17 protein-coding genes are annotated in these 17,624 nt (G+C 67.0%); 8 read left to right on the top strand and 9 right to left on the bottom strand.

Going from position 1 to position 17,624, the window contains the following annotated elements:
* Positions 1 to 30: 30 nt before the first annotated feature.
* From LJ754_RS07145 to LJ754_RS07130, 4 genes are read left to right on the top strand one after another with little or no spacing between them, the layout of a single operon-like run.
* Positions 31 to 1,056: a 3-oxoacyl-ACP synthase III gene (locus LJ754_RS07145; protein ID WP_227911743.1), complete on the top strand. Its 1,026-nt coding sequence runs from the start codon at positions 31 to 33 to the stop codon at positions 1,054 to 1,056.
* Positions 1,050 to 3,785, top strand: coding sequence for an alpha/beta fold hydrolase (locus tag LJ754_RS07140; RefSeq protein ID WP_227926076.1), 2,736 nt, complete (start codon positions 1,050 to 1,052; stop codon positions 3,783 to 3,785). Before LJ754_RS07145 ends, LJ754_RS07140 begins: the two co-directional genes overlap by 7 nt.
* Positions 3,782 to 4,798, top strand: coding sequence for an NAD-dependent epimerase/dehydratase family protein (locus LJ754_RS07135; RefSeq protein ID WP_227926075.1), 1,017 nt, complete (start codon positions 3,782 to 3,784; stop codon positions 4,796 to 4,798). The genes LJ754_RS07140 and LJ754_RS07135 overlap by 4 nt, the downstream gene beginning before the upstream one ends.
* A gap of 29 nt (positions 4,799 to 4,827) precedes the next feature.
* Complete coding sequence (locus LJ754_RS07130) at positions 4,828 to 5,613, top strand: serine hydrolase domain-containing protein (protein WP_227926074.1); 786 nt, start codon at positions 4,828 to 4,830, stop codon at positions 5,611 to 5,613.
* A gap of 6 nt (positions 5,614 to 5,619) precedes the next feature.
* Here LJ754_RS07130 and LJ754_RS07125 read toward each other — a convergent pair whose 3' ends face one another.
* Positions 5,620 to 7,137: an HNH endonuclease gene (locus tag LJ754_RS07125; protein ID WP_227926073.1), complete on the bottom strand. Its 1,518-nt coding sequence runs from the start codon at positions 7,135 to 7,137 to the stop codon at positions 5,620 to 5,622.
* 170 nt (positions 7,138 to 7,307) lie between these two features.
* Here LJ754_RS07125 and LJ754_RS07120 point away from each other — a divergent pair, with 170 nt between their 5' ends.
* Together LJ754_RS07120 and LJ754_RS07115 are read left to right on the top strand one after the other, a co-directional pair.
* Complete coding sequence (locus LJ754_RS07120; RefSeq protein ID WP_227926072.1) at positions 7,308 to 8,225, top strand: phosphotransferase; 918 nt, start codon at positions 7,308 to 7,310, stop codon at positions 8,223 to 8,225.
* A complete protein-coding gene (locus LJ754_RS07115) occupies positions 8,128 to 8,475 on the top strand; it encodes a VOC family protein (RefSeq protein ID WP_331461513.1) in 348 nt (115 codons plus the stop codon). The genes LJ754_RS07120 and LJ754_RS07115 overlap by 98 nt, the downstream gene beginning before the upstream one ends.
* A 6-nt stretch (positions 8,476 to 8,481) precedes the next feature.
* Here LJ754_RS07115 and mutM read toward each other — a convergent pair whose 3' ends face one another.
* The 5 genes from mutM to coaD form a co-directional block, all read right to left on the bottom strand.
* Positions 8,482 to 9,441 carry a bifunctional DNA-formamidopyrimidine glycosylase/DNA-(apurinic or apyrimidinic site) lyase gene (mutM, locus tag LJ754_RS07110; protein ID WP_227926070.1) on the bottom strand — a complete coding sequence of 320 codons (960 nt, stop codon included), beginning with the start codon at positions 9,439 to 9,441 and terminating at the stop codon, positions 8,482 to 8,484.
* Between the two features lie 11 nt (positions 9,442 to 9,452).
* Positions 9,453 to 10,160, bottom strand: a complete 708-nt coding sequence (gene rnc, locus LJ754_RS07105) for a ribonuclease III (protein ID WP_227911721.1) — start codon at positions 10,158 to 10,160, stop codon at positions 9,453 to 9,455.
* An 85-nt stretch (positions 10,161 to 10,245) separates the two neighbouring features.
* Positions 10,246 to 10,449, bottom strand: coding sequence for a 50S ribosomal protein L32 (gene rpmF / locus LJ754_RS07100; RefSeq protein ID WP_146364453.1), 204 nt, complete (start codon positions 10,447 to 10,449; stop codon positions 10,246 to 10,248).
* A gap of 2 nt (positions 10,450 to 10,451) precedes the next feature.
* On the bottom strand, positions 10,452 to 11,018 hold the full coding sequence (locus LJ754_RS07095) for a YceD family protein (protein WP_227911744.1): 567 nt from the start codon (positions 11,016 to 11,018) through the stop codon (positions 10,452 to 10,454).
* 177 nt (positions 11,019 to 11,195) lie between these two features.
* Complete coding sequence (coaD, locus tag LJ754_RS07090; RefSeq protein ID WP_227926069.1) at positions 11,196 to 11,669, bottom strand: pantetheine-phosphate adenylyltransferase; 474 nt, start codon at positions 11,667 to 11,669, stop codon at positions 11,196 to 11,198.
* A gap of 40 nt (positions 11,670 to 11,709) precedes the next feature.
* Here coaD and LJ754_RS07085 point away from each other — a divergent pair, with 40 nt between their 5' ends.
* Entirely contained in the window at positions 11,710 to 12,954 is a 1,245-nt protein-coding gene (locus tag LJ754_RS07085) for an aminotransferase class I/II-fold pyridoxal phosphate-dependent enzyme (RefSeq protein WP_227926068.1), read from the top strand.
* Positions 12,951 to 13,739 (top strand): spermidine synthase, encoded by a 789-nt coding sequence (locus LJ754_RS07080; RefSeq protein ID WP_227926067.1) that lies wholly within the window; start codon positions 12,951 to 12,953, stop codon positions 13,737 to 13,739. The genes LJ754_RS07085 and LJ754_RS07080 overlap by 4 nt, the downstream gene beginning before the upstream one ends.
* Before the next feature lie 9 nt (positions 13,740 to 13,748).
* Here LJ754_RS07080 and rsmD read toward each other — a convergent pair whose 3' ends face one another.
* Genes rsmD through LJ754_RS07065 form a run of 3 tightly spaced genes read right to left on the bottom strand, consistent with a single transcriptional unit; the run spans position 13,749 to position 17,529 of the window.
* The gene (rsmD, locus tag LJ754_RS07075) at positions 13,749 to 14,327 is read right to left on the bottom strand and encodes a 16S rRNA (guanine(966)-N(2))-methyltransferase RsmD (protein ID WP_227926066.1); all 579 of its coding nucleotides are present in this window, start codon (positions 14,325 to 14,327) and stop codon (positions 13,749 to 13,751) included.
* Between the two features lie 9 nt (positions 14,328 to 14,336).
* Positions 14,337 to 16,562 (bottom strand): ATP-dependent DNA helicase RecG, encoded by a 2,226-nt coding sequence (locus LJ754_RS07070; protein ID WP_227926065.1) that lies wholly within the window; start codon positions 16,560 to 16,562, stop codon positions 14,337 to 14,339.
* Positions 16,552 to 17,529: a DAK2 domain-containing protein gene (locus LJ754_RS07065; protein ID WP_227911745.1), complete on the bottom strand. Its 978-nt coding sequence runs from the start codon at positions 17,527 to 17,529 to the stop codon at positions 16,552 to 16,554. The genes LJ754_RS07070 and LJ754_RS07065 overlap by 11 nt, the downstream gene beginning before the upstream one ends.
* Positions 17,530 to 17,624 lie beyond the last annotated feature (95 nt).

The following is a 17,624-nucleotide window of genomic DNA, read 5'->3' as shown; positions in this document are numbered from 1 at the left end:
ATAGTTTCAGCAGCAGACAAGGCAGGCATTTTGACCGGGAACTTCAACTTCCAGCACTCCAATTCGGCCATCCTCAGCGTGAACAGCGTCGAAGCTCCGATGGTTATGAGTTCAAGTGAATTCGACCAGCGGCTTGAGCCATCGCTCAAGCGGCTGCGTCTCTCCAAACGCCTGCTGGAACGGGTTGCCGGCGTCAGCGAGCGGCGCTGGTGGGCCCCTGGAACAGGGTTCGACGACGGCGCCATCGAGGCGGGCGCCAAGGCCCTCGCCGAGGCGGGGATCGAGGCCTCCGAGATCGGCCTGCTGATCAACACCTCGGTGACCCGCCGCAACCTTGAGCCTTCCGTTGCTGTGAAGATCCACAACGGGCTGGGCCTGCCTTCTTCCGCCATGAACTTCGACCTGGCCAATGCCTGCCTCGGCTTCGTGAACGGCATCACGCTGGCGTCCAACATGATCGACTCGGGGCAGATCAACTACGCCCTGATTGTTGCCGGCGAAGATTCCCAGGGCGTGCAGGAGGCCACGTTCGACCGGCTGAACGCCCCGGACTCCACCCGCCAGGACTACCTGCGGGAATTCGCCACCCTGACGTTGGGCTCCGGTGCCGCGGCTGCCGTGATCGGCCGCGCCGACAAGCACCCCGGTTCGCACCGCATCCTCGGCGGTGTCTCCCGTGCAGGCACCCAGCACCATGAGCTGTGCGTGGGCGGCGTGGACGGCATGTACACCGACACTAAGGGCCTGCTGGACGGCGGCCTGGAACTGGTGGTCGACGGCTGGAATGAAGCTCAGGAAAACGGCTGGAACTGGAGCGGCATGGACCGCTATGTCACCCATCAGGTGTCCAACTCCTACACCAACGCCATCATCAAGGCCGTGGACCTGGACCGTTCCAAGGTGCCGATCACGTTCCCGACCTGGGGCAACGTGGGCCCGGCGTCGCTGCCGATGACCCTGGCGCAGGAGTCCAAGACCCTCAACCCCGGGGACCGTGTGCTGTGCATGGGAGTGGGGTCCGGCCTGAACACCACCATGATGGAGATTGCGTGGTAGAGGAGCTTTGGCCCGGCGTTTCCCCCGCCTGGTCCTCGTTTGTCCGCGTACCCTCAACCGCCGCCGTCGACCGGCCCGGCACCGTACACAAGTGGCATGTGCTGGACAACGGTCCTGATCTGGCCGCCGCCGGCGTCGAACCGGAAGGTACGCTGCTGTGCGTCCACGGCAACCCCACCTGGTCCTACCTCTGGCGCAGCATGCTGGCCGCCGGCGCAACGGCGCAGAAGCCGTGGCGGGTAGTGGCCGTCGACCAGTTGGACATGGGCTTTTCCCAGCGGACGGGCACCTTCCGCCGCCTTGAGGACCGGATCACCGACCTTGGCAACCTGACAGACGCGCTGGGCATCAGCGGCCAGGTGGTCACCGCCGGACACGACTGGGGCGGCGTCATTTCCCTGGGCTGGGCACTGCGGCACCGCCGCGAGCTTGCCGGCGTAGTACTGACCAACACCGCCGTGCACCCGGCAGGTTTCTCCCTGCCGCCGGCCTTGAAACTGGCCCTGCACCCGGCCGTCCACCCGTGGGGAACCCGGAGCACCGACGCGTTCATCCGCGTCACCCATGCCCTGGCCCAGCCGGCGCTGTCCGCCGACGTGAAGAACGCTTTCGCCCTGCCGTACCGCAGCGCGGCCCGCCGGGAAGGCGTGGCGAACTTCGTGGCAGACATTCCGGCTGACGAAACGCATCCGAGCTGGCGCACCCTGAACACTGTGGCCGACGGCATCCGCCGTCTCAACGTTCCCTCCCTGGTGCTCTGGGGACCCAAGGACCCGGTGTTCTCCGACCGGTACCTGCGCGACCTGCTGGAGCGGCTGCCGGCTTCTTCGGTGCACCGCTTCGAGGGCGCCGGTCATCTGCTGCACGAAGACGTGGACATTGCCTCACCGGTGTTCTCCTGGCTGCATACTGCCGTGGAGGCCCCGGCCGACACCTCGCTGCGGCGCAGCGAGCCGTTCCGGCCCATGCTCGCCGAACTCGACGAGCGCGCCGACGACACGAGCGCCGCCGTCGTCGATATGGCCCCGCTGGGCGGAAACGGTGCCGGCACACAGCCGCGCACACTGTCCTGGGCCGAGCTGGCCGAGCGGGTCAACGCCCTGGCCGCCGGACTGGCCGCCGCCGGGGTGCGCCCCGGCACCCGGGTGAACCTGCTGGTACCGCCGGGCATTGAACTGACCTCGCTGATCTACGCCTGCCTGCGCCTGAACGCCGTGATTGTGGTGGCCGACGCCGGTCTGGGCACCAAGGGGCTGGGGCGCGCCATCAAGGGCGCCGGTCCCGCGTTCCTCATCGGAATCGACCGTGCGCTCATCGGAGCGCGGGCGCTGGGCTGGCCCGGCACGCGGATCAGCGTCACCGAACTGGCCCCGGCCCGTAAACGGCTGCTGGGCGTCAAGCATTCGGTGGCCGAGCTCATTGCCGGCGGCAGCACAGCCGAGGTGCCGTGGTTCCCCGCGGAACCGGACGCCGATGCCGCTGTCCTCTTCACATCCGGGTCCACCGGTCCGGCCAAGGGTGTGGTGTACACCCACCGCCAGCTTGCCGCCATGCGCGATGCGATCAAGGACACCTACAACCTGCGCGCCGGCACCTCACTGGTGGCAGGCTTCGCGCCGTTTGCCCTGCTGGGTCCGGCCCTGGGCGCCACGTCGGTGACTCCGGACATGGATGTAACCTCCCCGCGTACGCTGACCGCTTCGGCCCTTGCCGACGCCGCAGTGGCCGTGAATGCCACCACCGTTTTCGCCTCCCCCGCCGCGCTGACCAATGTGACAGCAACTTCCGGAGAGCTGGACGCCGCGCAGCGGACAGCGCTGGGACAGGTGGACCTGCTGCTTTCGGCCGGCGCCCCCATTGGCGAGCAACTGCTGGCCATGGTCCAGGACCTGGTGCCCAACGCGTCGCTGCACACGCCTTACGGTATGACCGAGGCGCTGCCGGTGACGGACATCAGCCTGGCGGGCATCCGTGCTGCGGGCTCCGGCAACGGCGTCTGTGTTGGCACCCCGGTGTCCCGTGCCGAGGTGGCCATTGCCGAGGTGTTCCCCGATGGTTCGGTGGGCAGCGACCCGCTGACCACGGCGAACCGTACCGGCGAAATCCTTGTCCGTGCCCCGCATGTGAAGGACCGGTATGACAGGCTCTGGATTACCGAGCGCCACAGTTCTTCGATTACCGGCTGGCACCGCACCGGCGACGTCGGCCACCTCGACGGGGACGGACGGCTGTGGGTGGAGGGCCGCCTGGGGCACATCCTCACCACCGCAGAGGGCGTCCGCACGCCGGTAGCCGCTGAGCAGGCTGCCGAGTCGGTCTACGGCGTGGGCCGGGTGGCCGTGGTCGGCGTCGGACCGGCCGGGGCCCAGGTCCCTGTTGCCGTACTGGAAACCTCGCCGCCGGTCCGGCGGGCCGGAACGGCCGCTGCGGATCTGTCCGCCAAGGTCCGGTCACAGGTACTGGAGCTGTGCGGCATTGACCTCGCCGCGGTGCTGGTGCTGCCGGCGATGCCCACCGACATCCGGCACAACTCCAAGATCGACCGAACCGCGCTGGCCGGCTGGGCCTCGCAGCTGCTGGCCGGGGGGCCGGTGCCAAAGCTTGGAAAGCAGAGCAAGCACGGCAAGGGCGGCCCCGCGGTTCCTGCTTCTGCGGGCGCTGACGGTTCCTCAGCCGGTACCGCCGGCGGCTCCGGATCGCTGCCTGTCTTTGAGGAGGCTTCCCGATGAGCACCTCCGGCAACCTGGCGCCCCGCAACGTCCTGGTGACCGGTGCCAGCGGCCTGCTTGGCGGCGCCGTCGCTGAGCTGCTTGCTGCCAAGGGACACAAGGTACGCACCCTGCAGCGCCGTCCCGGGCTGCCCGGAACGGATTTCGTGGCCGGGTCCGTGGCGGATCCCAAGGCCGCTGCCCGTGCCGTGGAGGGCATGGACGCCGTCATCCACCTTGCCGCCAAGGTGTCCTTTACGGGCGAATGGCAGGAGTTCGAAGAAACCAACATCCTCGGAACCCAGATACTGCTCAAGGCAGCCCGGGAAGCCGGGGTACGCGACGTCGTCTTCGTTTCCTCTCCGTCCGTGGCCCACTTTGGTGAACCAATTGCCGGCGCCGGCGCAGGCAAGGCCGACCCCGAAAGGGCCCGCGGTTTTTACGCCTCGTCCAAGGCCGAGGCCGAACTGCTGGCCTTGGCCGCGAATTCGGCCGAATTCCGGGTGGCAGCCATCCGGCCGCACATCGTCTGGGGCCCCGGTGACACCCAGCTGGTGGAACGGGTCATTGACCGTGCACGGTCCGGCCGACTGCCGCTGCTGGACGCCGGTGCAGCCCTGATCGACACCACGTACATCGACAACGCCGCCTCCGCGATCGTCCGGGGACTGGAACGGATGGACGCCGCCCAGGGCAAGGCGCTGGTGGTGACCAACGGCCAGCCGCGTCCTGTCGGTGAGCTGATCGCCGGCATTTGCGCCGCCGCCGGAGTAAGCGCTCCCCGCTGGAGCGTGCCCGGCGTGGCCGCCCGTAAAGCCGGCAGCGTCATCGAACGTGTATGGCTGGCCGCAGGGCGCCGCGGGCTGGTTCACGACGAGCCCCCCATGACGCGTTTCCTGGCCGAGCAGCTTTCGACGTCGCACTGGTTTGACCAGCGCGAAACCCGGGAGGTGCTGGACTGGACGCCTGAGGTGTCGATCGAGGACGGCATGGCCCGGCTTGCGCTCCATTACGGCGGCGGGGTGGCCCGGTGAGGAGTCTCGCTGCGGTTGGATCGTGGCCGGTGGACAATGTTTCCGTAGCCGTCCTCGGAGCGGACGGCGAAGTGCTGGGCACTGCCGGCGACCAGGACCGTCCGTACCGCTTGGCGTCCGTCACCAAACTGCTCAGCGCCTACACGGTCCTGATTGCCCTGGATGAGGGCGCGCTGGAACTGGACCAGCCGGCGGGACCGGAGGGTTCCACCGTGCGTCATTTGCTGGCGCATTCGGGCGGTTACGATTTCGGCGAGCGCACCGTCCGGTATGCCCCGGGCACCCGCCGGCTGTATTCGAATGCCGGCTTCGAAGTGCTCGGCGAGACGTTGGAAGAAGCAACCGATATTTCATTTGCCGACTACATGCGTGAAGGTGTGCTGAGCCCGCTGGGAATGTCCGCCACCACGCTGGAGGGATCGCCCGCAGCCGGGGCGGTGTCTACTGCTGCGGACCTGACCCGCTTTGCCGCGGAGCTTCAGTCCCCCACGCTGACTGATCCGGGCCGGCTCGCGGAAGCGACCCGTGTGGTCTTCCCGGGCTTGGCGGGGGTACTGCCCGGGTTCGGCCGGCAGAAGGAGAACGACTGGGGTCTCGGCTTTGAAATCCGCGCCCGCAAGTCTCCGCACTGGACCGGTGCCAACAGCTCCCCGAGGACATTCGGCCATTTCGGTCAGTCCGGTACCTTCCTTTGGGTAGACCCCGCAGCCCGCGCAGCAGCCGTTTGCCTCACTGACCGGGACTTCGGTCCGTGGGCAGCCGAGGCCTGGCCAGCGTTGACTGATGCGGTCCTGGCGGAGCTCGCAGACCACTAGCGCCGGCTAAGCCGCCCTCAGGTAGTCCACAACGCAGGCTTCCAAGGTTCCGTCTGCGAAGCGCGGAGGCCCTGGATCCACGGCGGGCCCGTTCCGCATCCGGTCTTGAGGCGACCCGGGCAGCGGCGGTGCCGAGGACTGGTAGGTGTGCCCGGTTGGAGTCATGGTCTCAACCGTGTGCGGCCCCGGCTGGTCGACCGGTCGGACTCGCCAATCAGGTGCTTCCTTGGCCTGGTTGCATGCCTCGCACAGTCCCTGGCCGTTCACGATACTGGTGACCCCGCCGTCCTTGTGCGGATGTACATGGTCGATCTGCCGGATCGGTGCCCCGCACCACGGCATGCGGCAGGTTTGGTCCCGCGCGGCGATGAAGCGGGCCATCGATTCAGGGAACAGCCGGGCACGGGTGTCCATTGCGACCAGCTGCCCGCTGGTCGGATCCGCATAGAGCCGCCGGATCCAGCGTTCTGCGCTTTTGTCCCGCTTCGACTGCCCCCGCCCTGACTGGCGGGCGCCGGTGTTCCTGCTGCGTCCCCCTCCGCTGTCCCCGTCTGCGCGGCGCGTCCGGCCGTTATCCCCGTCTCTCCCGCTCCCCCGCAGCAGGTCCCTCGCCCACTGCGCAGGCACGGGACCATACCCCGGGACAAACGCGGGCTCCGATTCTCCACCCAGCAGGGTCCGGTCCGACATGACCAGCTGCACTTCCACCTTCATCTGGCCCGCATCGGTCTGGCCGGTAATCCGCTCCACGAGGGTATCGGCCATGATCTGGCCCCGCCCCCGGGCATCCCCCGCCGCACGGAGGCGATCCGCTTCACGGGACAAGGCCGCATAAACGCCGACTCCCTGGGCCACGGGCAGCAGCCCGGTCAGGTAGGTCATGGTATCCGGAGCGGGGCGGCAGGAGACGAACCGCTCGGTGGCGGCTTTGGCTGCCCGGTTTACGGCGGCCTTCGGATCCAGCCGGTAGGCGGCGCCTCTGGCCCGGGCAATGATCTGGCGGTCACCCAGTGTTTCCAGCACGCGGGGGTCTCCGGCAACTTCTGCATCTACCCGCTGCCGGTCCTCCACGCTGAGGCACGCCGTCTCCCGAACGAGCAACGTTGCCCGCCATTCGCTGATAGCGCCGGTGGTCAAGGCCTGCAAGGTGCACGGCATCTCGGACGTCAGGGCTTTTGCGAAGCCCAGCAGCCGCCCGCCTCGGTTCGGAGACTCCCTGCGTGCCAACGCAATCTGTGAAGAGATCCCGCGGCCCACATCCTCACGGCGCATTCCTGCTGCGGCCTGTTTCCGGCGCTGGGAAGCATCAAACGCTGCGGCGGCCCGGGCTTGGGCGGCTGAGGCGGCGGCTTTCAGTTCCTCGAGTGCCCGTATCCGGTCGATGAGTTCGCTGTCCTCCGGTTCCGCTCCCGACACCAGGCCAGCTTGGTCAACCAGCACCTCCACCCACCCATGCACCATGGCGCTGCCAGCTACGGCAGTGCCGGCCAGCCGGTGCTCCTGAGGCGACGAGTATTCGAACATGTATTCGATTTTAGGCGGCGGGACAGAGGTAAAACAGGGCAGAAGTACCTGTTCCGCTACCTGTTTTTGCTCTGTTCGCGGCCACTCAGCCCGGGAGGCCGATGCTCCGACGCTATGCCGCGCACACGGATATGTGCACAACCGGACAGCCGACCCGCTAGCCTGCTGGAATGGAAACCTGGCACCGGAACCAACTGAGCATGAGCCAGGGTGAGCTTGTGCAACAGTGGCTGCCGGGGGTTCGCCTCATCCGGGATCTCTCCTGGGCCCTCTCGGACACAGCGGTACTGGAAGTCGAATCCGGGGAGCGCCGGTACGTCGTCAAAGCCGCCGGTCTTTCCAACCACCACATAGGACGCGAGATCGCGGCGCATGAATCATGGACGCGGGTATGGAGCCGGCAGCACCGTGCACCGCGGCTCGTCCGCTCGGACCTCGCCCAGACGGTCCTCGTCACGGAATATCTCGATGGATCGCTGGCGGAGGGGACCACGGCCGAGCATGACCCGGAAGTTCATCACCAGGCGGGTTCGCTGCTGCGTCAGTTCCATGATCAGACCTCGCATACCAACAAGGGCTACGAGAGCGCAGCAACGGCCAGGGCGCTGTCTTGGCTGGAACGGCCGCACCGCATCGAGAAGTCCCAAGTGGAAGACGCCAGGACCATCCTTGCCGCCTATTCGCCAAAGCCGGTAACGGTGGTTCCGACCCACGGCGACTGGCAGCCGCGCAACTGGCTTCTCCATGGCACGGAACTGAGAATCATCGACTTCGGCCGGTTCGCGTTCCGCCCCGCTCTCACGGACTTCTGCCGCCTGGCAGCGCAGCAATGGCGCACCCACCCGCAGCTGAAGGACGTCTTCTTGGCAGGCTACGGTGCAGGCCTCGGGGACGGCGTGCGGGAAGATGACAGCGACATGGAACTCTGGCATATGACGCTGCTGCGCGAAGCAGTCTCCACCGCGGTGTGGGCCTACCAAACCGGCGACCATGCGTTCGAGCGGCAGGGACATCGGATGCTGGCCGACGCGCTGGCTACCTTCCGCACGGATGGATTCCATGCGCACACAACAAAAGGACAATCGTGAGGATCTTCGACCCGCAGATCATCCTGTTCGTGGCCGACACGGAAGGGGCAGCAGCTTCACCCCGGTGACCGAGGGCCACCGGGCGTGCCTCACCCTGTGGACCGACGACGTCGCTGCAGCCTATGCCACGGCCCTCAACGCCGGCGCAAAGGACCTTGAGGGTCCCCACCCGTTCCTGGACGGAAGGCTCCGGGTGGCGTTCGTGGAGGACCCGGACGGACATCCGCTCCAGTTCGTGGAACGTCGGTAGTGTTGGCTACCAGCGCCCGTTCCGCGGCCACGGCTGGCACACCGGACAACTGTAAGAGGACCGGTTCATAAAGGAATCCCTGCGGATCAGCGGATTTCGCCCCAGGGAAGCGCACCGCAGGCACGGTTCCCCCTCCCGGCCGTAGGCGTTCAGGGACCGGGAGAAGTAGCCGGACGCCCCGTTGACATTCACATACAGGGAATCGAAGCTCGTCCCGCCGGCGTCCAGCGCCCGGGTCATCACGTCCTGCGCCGCCTCAATCAGCCGCAGCGCATCCGCACGGCGCATGGTGTCCGTGGGCCGGGCAAAGTGCATCCGCGCAGCCCACAGCGATTCATCCGCATAGATGTTCCCCACCCCGGACACCAGCCCCTGGTCCAGCAGGGCACGCTTGATCCCGGTCCGCCGGGCACGCAGCCGGCGGTAAAAGTCATCGAAGGAAAAGGCCGGATCCAGCGGATCTCGGGCAATGTGCGCGGCCTCTTGCGCCACCAGCGGCAGTCCGGTTTCGGAAAGGCCGCCGGGAGCGCCGTCGGGCGTCGGCACCAGGTCGGTGAGGAACACGCCGCCGAAAATCCGCTGGTCCACGAACCGCAGCTCGGAGGGCATGGCCGCACCGGCGTCGTCGACCGCCGGACTGAGCGAAAAGCGCACCTTGAGGTGCTTCTCGTCCGGCAGCGCGGAGTCTTCCATCAGCAGTTGGCCGCTCATCCCCAGATGCGCCATGAGCGCCAGAGACGGCACGCCGTCGTGATCCTCCTCGACCAGCGGAAGCCACAGGAACTTGCCGCGGCGCACGACGTCGGTGACCACAGCGCCCTCAAGGTTGCCTACCAGGTCCTCGGGACCGGCAGCGTGGCGCCGCACGGAGCGGGCGTCCAGGATCTCGACGCCGGTGATGGTCCGGCCGCGGACCCAGGAGGCGAGTCCGCGCCGGACAACCTCGACTTCGGGAAGCTCAGGCACGGCGGAACCGCCTAGGAACCGGCAGCCGCGGCGTCGGCTTCCCTGGAATTGATCATCTTCCAGGACGCGGCGGCAGCTTCCTGCTCCGCTTCCTTCTTGGAGTGGCCGGTACCCGTGCCGAAGGCCGTATCCCCAATATGGAGCACGGCAACGAAGCTGCGCGAGTGGTCCGGGCCGGAACCGGTGACACGGTATTCGATGTCGCCCATTTTCCGGCTCGCGGCGATCTCCTGGATGCTCGTTTTCCAGTCCGTACCGGCGCCCAGGGCATCGGCGTCGGAGAGGAGCGGTCCCACCAGCCGCATCACCATCTGGCGTGCGGTTTCAATCCCGTGGTCCAGATATACGGCGCCGATAACGGCTTCCGTGGTGTCCGCGAGGATGGAGGACTTGTCGCGTCCGTTGGTGAGCTTTTCACCCTGGCCGAGCAGGATGTATTCGCCCAGCCCCAGGTCGCGGGCAATGCCGGCCAGGGCGCGGGTACTCACGACGGCGGAGCGGCGCTTGGCCAGCTCCCCCTCGGAAAGGTCAGGATTATCCCGGTAGAGCGCATCGGTCACCGAGAACCCCAGAATGGAATCGCCAAGGAATTCGAGGCGTTCGTTCGTGGGGATGCCGCCCTGCTCGTAAGCGTAGGAGCGGTGCGTGAGCGCAAGACGAAGCGTCCCGGCGTCGATATCGACACCGAGACGCTTCATAAGCTCTTCAGTATTCTTCACTTTTTGGATACAACCCGAAAAGCAGTATTCACGGCCCTGGCAGCGGTTCCCCTAAAGGTGTGCATGGCAGGGCCGAACACTGGTCTTAGACGTCCGCGACCTTGCGGCCCTTGTATTCAAGGAACAGCGCGGTGCCGGCGGAATCGGTGACGACCTTGGCCTGGTGCGGCAGGCTATAGGTGACGCGGCCGTTCTCCACGGTCTTCACCAGGTTGGGCGCGGTCGCCTTCCACTGGGACCGGCGTGCACGTGTATTCGCGCGGGACATTTTCCGCTTCGGAACAGCCACGGCTAACTCTCTTCTCTCTCGTCTGACTCTGTACTTGGTGCCGCAGTATCTTCTGCGGCCGTGCCGGTCAACCCTGCGAGGGCTGCCCAGCGAGGATCCACTGCTTCATGGTGGTGACCCGGATCCTCCTCTAGGCGCGCTCCGCATTCGGAGCAAAGGCCTGGGCAGTCTTCCCGGCACACCGGCTGGAACGGCATGGTAAGAACCACGGCGTCCCGCAATACCGGCTCAAGATCGATGACATCTCGCTCGATCCGGCGTTGCTCTTCTTCCTCGTCTTCTTCGAAGGACTCAGCGTCCTCGTAGTAGAAGAGTTCCTGCACATCGACTTCTTGGTCGTACGCGAGTGGCTTCAGGCACCTGCCGCATTCGCCCCTTACGGGAGCGATGACTACGCCGGATACCAGAATCCCTTCGTGCACGGCCTCCAACCTCAAGTCAACCTCGAGCTCGGATCCTTCCGGAACGCCGATAAGCGCAACACCGAAGTCTTTCGGTGCCGGTACATGTTCATGCAAGGTCCGCATCGTTCCCGGGCTGCGCCCGAGGTCCCTGACGTTGATTGCCAGGGGTGTATTCGGATTGGACCGCGAAAATTCGCTAATGAGAACTCCTGTAGAACATAGACCGACATATCATCTTAGCCTGACTTGCCGGAATCTCTCAAACTGCGGCTGCGCTGCAGCCACGGAGCCCGCGCATGCACGGAACTCCGAGGTCCAGTTTACCCGCCTGCGGGCCAAGAGCTAATCGGCGGCAAGCAGGCGCTTGAGCACGGCTGCCGGGACAAATCCGCTGATGTCTCCGCCCAGGGCGGCGACCTCCTTGATCAGGGAGGATGAGAGGTGGGTATAGCTTCCCTCGGCGGGCAGGAAGACGGTTTCGACGCCGGTGAGGTGCCGGTTCATCACGGCCATCGGCAGTTCGTACTGGTAGTCCTGGACGGACCGCAGGCCCTTTACTATGGCGCCGGCACCGTGCTCGCGGCAGAACTCCGCCAGCAGCCCCTCCCCCATGGGAACCACGGATACCCCGCGCAGCGAGCCCAGTGCCTCGGCCGCCAGTTCCAGGCGCTGTTCGGCCGGGAAACGGTACTTCTTCGCATAGTTGGTGGACACCGCCACAATGACCTCGTCAAAGAGGCTTGCCGCGCGGGCAATGACCTCAATATGGCCGTTGTGGATAGGGTCAAAGGAACCTGGGCATACAGCGCGTCGCATAAGTCGAATCTACCGGGTCCGGCAGGGTAATACTGGAAGAATGAGTTTCTCCACCCCCGCGTCCCTGCTCCGCTCCCGGCAGGCAGCCGGCCCCGCGCCCTGGCAGCGCACCGCCGCCGGCGCCAACCTGCTCGCAGCAGACGGCAACCTGGGCGTGACCATCTTCGAAGAAATCACCGCCACGGCCGGCCGGCACAACGCCATCAACCTCGGCCAGGGGTTCCCGGACGAGGACGGCCCGGCGGAAATGCTCGACGCCGCCCGCGCCGCCATTGCTTCCGGCGCCAACCAGTACGCGCCGGGCCAGGGACTGCCGGTGCTGCGCGAGGCCATCGCCGCCCACCAGGACCGCTTCTACTCCCTGGCAGTGGATCCCGGAACCGAGGTGATTGTCAGCACCGGAGCCACCGAGGCCATCGCATCGGCGCTGCTGGCGCTGGCTGGCCCGGGAGACGAAGTGCTGACCTTCGAGCCGTTCTACGATTCCTACGGTGCCGTGATCGGCCTCAGCGGCGCCACGCACACCACCGTTGCCCTGCAGGCCCCGCATTTCCTGCCCGACGACGGCGCGCTGGAGGCCGCGTTCAGCGAGCGCACCAGGGTGGTGCTGGTGAACAACCCGCACAACCCCACCGGGACCGTCCTGCCGCGTGAAGTGCTCCAGCAGGTCGTGGACCTGGCGGCGCGGTACAACGCCGTGATCGTCACCGATGAAGTGTATGAACACCTCACCTTCGGGCCGCAGCACATCCCCGTCGCCACCCTGCCGGGGGCGGCCGAGCGGACACTGACCGTTTCCTCCGCCGGCAAGACGTTCTCCGTGACGGGCTGGAAGATCGGCTGGCTCACCGGCCCGGCACCGCTGGTGTCCGCGGTCCGGACGGTCAAGACCTTCCTGAGCTACACCTCCGGCACCCCGTTCCAGTACGCCGTTGCGGTTGGCCTGGGCCTGCCTGATGCCTACTTCACGGAGGCCGCGGCTACCCTGAAAGCCAAACGCGACCTCCTCGGCGAGGGGCTGCGCGCAGCGGGCATGACCGTCCTGCCTTCCTCCGGAACCTACTTCCTCACCGCGGATACCTCCGCCCTGGGCATCACGGACGCCACCGCGCTTGCCCGCCGGCTCCCGGAGCTGATCGGTGTGGCGGCCATCCCGGTGGCAGTGTTCTGCCACGCGGACGGCGCGCAGCGCACACGCTCACTGCTGCGCTTCGCGTTCTGCAAAAAGTTCGAGGTCCTGGAGCAGGCATCAGAACGCCTGGCCGGGCTGGGCGGTGCCCTGTGAACGCCTCACGGCTGCTGCGCGGCATCGGAGCCCACGCCACCATCACGGAAGACGGCTTCACGCCGGGCGCCTATGTGCTGAGCATCGGCGGGGCGGAACAGTCCCACGTAGACCTGGCCCGACCCGGGGAGATCTTCTATGAATACCTGCGCCGTATGGGCAACGTCCTGGACCTGGTTCGGCCCGCCGGGGAGCCGGTGCGCGCCCTGCATCTGGGTGCCGGCGCCCTGACCCTTGCCCGATACCTGCAGGCCACCCGTCCCGGTTCCCGGCAGGCCGCAGTGGAGCTGGAACGGGAACTGCTGGACTTTGTCCTGGCCCACCTTCCGCTGCCGGAGGGAACGGATCTGCAGACGGTGATCGGTGATGCCCGTGAATCGCTGGACCGCTTTACCGGGCAGGAGTTCGACGCCGTTGTCCTGGACATCTTTGCCGGCGCCGATGCACCCGGGCACCTGACGACGTCGGACTTCTACGCGGAGCTGGCCGCCTTGCTCTGCCCCAACGGCGTGCTGCTGGTCAATGTGGGAGACGATCCGCCGCTGGCGTTCGCCCGCAGGCAGATCCGCGAACTGGCGGCAGGCCTGGAACGTGCCGGCCGCGGAGCGGTGGCCGCGCTGGGTCCGGCCGACATGTTTACCGGCCGTTACCCCGGCAACATCGTGCTGGCGGCAACCCCGTTCCCGTGGCCGGAGGAATGGACCCGGCAGCTGCTGGCCGCCGGCCCGCATCCTGCTGCGGTGCTCACGGGCGAGGACCTGGACGTGTTTGCCTCGGGATCCTAGCGGGCGCGGCTAACCGGCCTGCTGCGCGGGCTCGGCGAACCACAGGGTGGTCTCGCCGTACTTACGCTCGCTGAAGCGTTCCAGCCCCGCCGGCCAGACCGGCTCATCGGAGCGGGTGGATCGTTCCAGCACCACGACGGCGCCCTCGGACAGGTGTTTCGCCAGCGGCGCCAGGACCGTTTCCAGTTCGGCCTCCGTCAGGGCGTAGGGGGGATCGATGAAGACCAGGTCCCACCGGACTTCTTCGGGCACACGCAGCAGGAATGTTTCCGCCTTGGCCCGGTGCACGCTCACCCGGTTGGAGCCCAGCAGCTTGTTGACCAGTTCCGCGTTGCGCCGGCAGGTGGCCGCGGCCTTGTCTGCAAGCTCCACCAGGTCCACGGCCTCGGCTCCGCGGCTGGCGCTTTCCACACCCAGTGCTCCCGAACCGGCGAACAGGTCCAGTACCCGGGCGCCCTGCAGCACCTCGTAGGATTCCAGGCGGGAGAACAGTGCTTCCTTGACCCGGTCCGTGGTGGGACGGGTTCCGTCGCCCGGAACGCTGAACAAGGTGGATCCGCCGGCGGTCCCGGCAATAATGCGGCTCATGCCTTCACTTTATCCGCGTTCCAGGAAGGCTTCGGCCTCGGGGTTCAGGTACGCCTCGATCGCCTCGTCCAGGGCCGGATACTCCCGCAGGTCCGGGTCCTCCGCAACCAGGGCGACGGCATCAGCCCGTGCCTTTTCGATGACCTTTTCGTCCTGCACCGCCCGCAGCAGCTTCAGTGTGGAGCGCCCGCCGGACTGGCTGGCACCCAAGATGTCGCCCTCGCGGCGCAGTTCCAGGTCCTTGCGGGAGAGCTCGAAGCCGTCGGTGGTCGCGGCAACCGCTTCCAGCCGTTCCCGGCTGGGATGGCCCGGTTCCAGGCTGGTGACCAGCAGGCAGGTGCCGGGCAACCCGCCGCGGCCCACCCGGCCGCGCAGCTGGTGCAGCTGGGAGATGCCGAACCGGTCCGCATCCATGATCACCATGAGGGAGGCGTTGGGAACGTCCACGCCCACCTCGATGACGGTGGTGGAGACCAGCACGTCCACGTCACCGTCATTGAAGGCCGCCATCGCTTCGTGTTTCTCCGCCGGGTCCAGCCGGCCGTGCAGCGCCGCCACTGTTTTTCCGGCGAGGGCGGGGACCGTGGCCAGGTACTCCGTCATTTCCGTGACGGAGGCCAACTGCTGCTTCGGCGCCCGTTCGCCGCCGGCCGGCGGTTCGGCAGGGTCAAAGAGCGCCAGCTCGCTGCCCGGCTCTTCTTCCTTGTCTCCGATCTTGGGGCACACAACGTAGACCTGGCGCCCGGCGTCGATTTCTTCCCGTGCGCGGGCCCAGATCCGCTGCTCCCACTGCGGCTTTTCGGCCAGCGGAGAGACGAACGTGGAAATCGGTGCCCGCCCGGCCGGCAGTTCGGTCAGCGTGGACACCTCAAGGTCGCCGAACACGGTCATGGCGACGGTGCGCGGAATAGGGGTTGCCGTCATCACCAGCAGGTGCGGGGTGCTGTGCCCCTTGGTGCGCAGCACGTCCCGCTGCTCCACGCCGAACCGGTGCTGTTCATCCACCACCACCAGGCCGAGGTCGGCGAAGGAGACGTGCTCCGAGAGCAGCGCGTGGGTGCCGATGATGATTCCCGCTGCTCCGCTGGCCGCATCCAGCAGTGCCGCCCGGCGTGCCGCAGTGTTCATGGAACCGGTCAGCAGGGTCACCCGGGTGCCGTCCGGATCACCGTCCAACTGTCCGCCACGGCCCAGCGGGCCAAGCATGGCGGTAATAGATTCGTAGTGCTGGGCTGCCAGTACCTCCGTGGGGGCGAGCAGGGCGGCCTGTCCCCCGGCGTCGATCACCTGCAGCATGGCCCGCAGCGCCACCAGGGTCTTGCCCGACCCCACTTCGCCCTGCAGCAGCCGGTTCATCGGGTGGTCTCCGGCCAGTTCCCGGGAAAGGTCCCGGCCGATTTCGGCCTGCCCGTTCGTGAGCGTGAAGGGCAGGGAGGCATCAAACCGGTCCAGCAGGCCGCCGGGCACGGCAGGGCGGGCCGTGGCTTCTTCCTCAGCGGTCAGCGCCCGACGGCGGGCCAGCGCGGTCTGCAGCACCAGGGCTTCCTGGTAGCGGAACCGGTGCCGTGCGGCGTAGGCCTCTTCCATGGTGGCGGGGCGGTGGATCCGGTTATACGCCTCTGCCAGGCCGGGAAAACGTTCCCGGCTCCGGATTGCGGCGGGGAGCGGATCGCGCAGCCGGTCCGTCTCCATGGTGTCCAGGAGCATGGCCACGGACTTGGCAATCTGCGGGCTGGCGAGTTTGGCTGTGGCCGGGTACACGGGAATGGGGCGTTTGAGCTCTTCCTCGTCCACGGTGTCTTCATCCAGCAGGACATAGCTGGGGTTGGTGAGCTGCAGCTGGCCCTTGTAGGCGCCCACCTTGCCGGAGAACATCGCCCGGGTGCCTACGGCCAGCTCCTTGGATGCGTTGAATCCGTTGAAGAACGTCAGATGCAGCTGGCCGAGGCTGCCGTCGGTGTCATCGGTGACCACCACCTCCACGATCATTCCCTTGCGGGCGCGCATCTGCCGCCGGTTGTTGCTCTGTACCCGGGCTATCAGGGTGACATCTTCGTCGAAGGGTATTTCGGCAATGGGGGTGAGCTCCCCGCGTTCGAGGTAGCGCCGGGGGAAGTGGTGCAGCAGGTCGCCGACCGTCTTGAGGCCCAGCTGCTTGTCCAGCTTCGTGGCGGACGGCTTGCCGATGCGGCGGTCGAGCGGGAAATCCAGTTCTGCGGGAAGCCTAGAGTCCATGCGCCCCGGGGATTTCCTGGTTCTCGGGGATCTCCTTGGTTTCGTGTCCGTCCGCGGAGAGCTCCGTAATGGTCAGGTTCATCGGCTCGCCCAGCCCGCGCAGCAGCTCTATGGCGGCGCCGGCCTCCGGGGTGTGCACGTGCACCCGCCAGCGGTAACCGTCCGCAACAGGGCTGACGGCGCTCATGATCACCGAGTCGCCCAGCTCATCCAGCTGCAGCCGCAGGGTGGCGGCGTCCAGCGGACTGAGATTGATGGTGCACATAACTTCGACGCCCTCCATCCGGGGCATATGCGCGTGGATGTGCGGATCCTGGACATCGTAGCCGTGCAGGCCGTCCAGCAGTTCCTCCTGCAGCTCCTCGCCCAGGGCTGCGGCGCGGAGCGCGTCAAGCACCAGCAGGAAGCCGACGCCGCCGGCATCCACCACCCGGGCTTCCGTCAACGCGTCCAGCTGGTTTTCGGTGTGGACGACGGCGGCAAGGGCAGCGTCCAGCATGGCCCGCAGAGTCACTGCCAGGCCTACGTTGCTGTCATCGCCGGTGACGGCGGCTTCACTGTCCGAGGCTGCATGGGCTGCCGCTTCCAGGACCGAGAGCATGGTGCCCGGGACGGGATCGCTGAGCACCGACCAGGACCGGAGCTGGGCGCGCTGCAAAGCAGAGGCGAGCAGCGGCGCGGACAACCGGACGGCGCCGGCCAGGGGTTCGGCCATGGACGTGAGGAAGACCGAAAACAGGGTGCCGGAGTTGCCGCGGGCATCTTCCATGGCGGCGCGGCCTGCGGTTCCCAGCAGTTCGCCGATGTCGGCTGTATCGGTTTCGGCAGCTGCCTTGGCGGCGGCGCAAAGTGTCAGGTACAGGTTGGTGCCGGTGTCGCCGTCGGCCACCGGAAAAATGTTGATGGCATTGAGGCGGTCGCTGTGGTTGCCAAGGGACACCTCTGCGTTGCTCAACCATCGCTTCAGCGCTTGCGCGTTGGCGGTGATCTTAGTCTGCAAAGTAGTCCCGTTTCCTGCTTGTGCCACTCATCTGGGGCCCGTCCCGTCCGGTCTTCGCCGTC

The sequence above is a fragment of the Arthrobacter sp. zg-Y40 genome, from assembly GCF_020731535.1.
Lineage (GTDB): Bacteria > Actinomycetota > Actinomycetes > Actinomycetales > Micrococcaceae > Arthrobacter_B.
This window is presented reverse-complemented; position numbering and strand designations above follow the sequence as displayed.

Coding starts and splice junctions, on each gene's coding strand:
- LJ754_RS07115 (WP_331461513.1), top strand. CDS start 8,128: ATGCGTTCGAGCGGCAGGGACATCGGATGCTGGCCGACGCGCTGGCTA.
- LJ754_RS07070 (WP_227926065.1), bottom strand. CDS start 16,562: ATGGACTCTAGGCTTCCCGCAGAACTGGATTTCCCGCTCGACCGCCGC.
- LJ754_RS07120 (WP_227926072.1), top strand. CDS start 7,308: ATGGAAACCTGGCACCGGAACCAACTGAGCATGAGCCAGGGTGAGCTT.
- LJ754_RS07135 (WP_227926075.1), top strand. CDS start 3,782: ATGAGCACCTCCGGCAACCTGGCGCCCCGCAACGTCCTGGTGACCGGT.
- coaD (WP_227926069.1), bottom strand. CDS start 11,669: ATGCGACGCGCTGTATGCCCAGGTTCCTTTGACCCTATCCACAACGGC.
- LJ754_RS07125 (WP_227926073.1), bottom strand. CDS start 7,137: ATGTTCGAATACTCGTCGCCTCAGGAGCACCGGCTGGCCGGCACTGCC.
- rsmD (WP_227926066.1), bottom strand. CDS start 14,327: ATGAGCCGCATTATTGCCGGGACCGCCGGCGGATCCACCTTGTTCAGC.
- LJ754_RS07085 (WP_227926068.1), top strand. CDS start 11,710: ATGAGTTTCTCCACCCCCGCGTCCCTGCTCCGCTCCCGGCAGGCAGCC.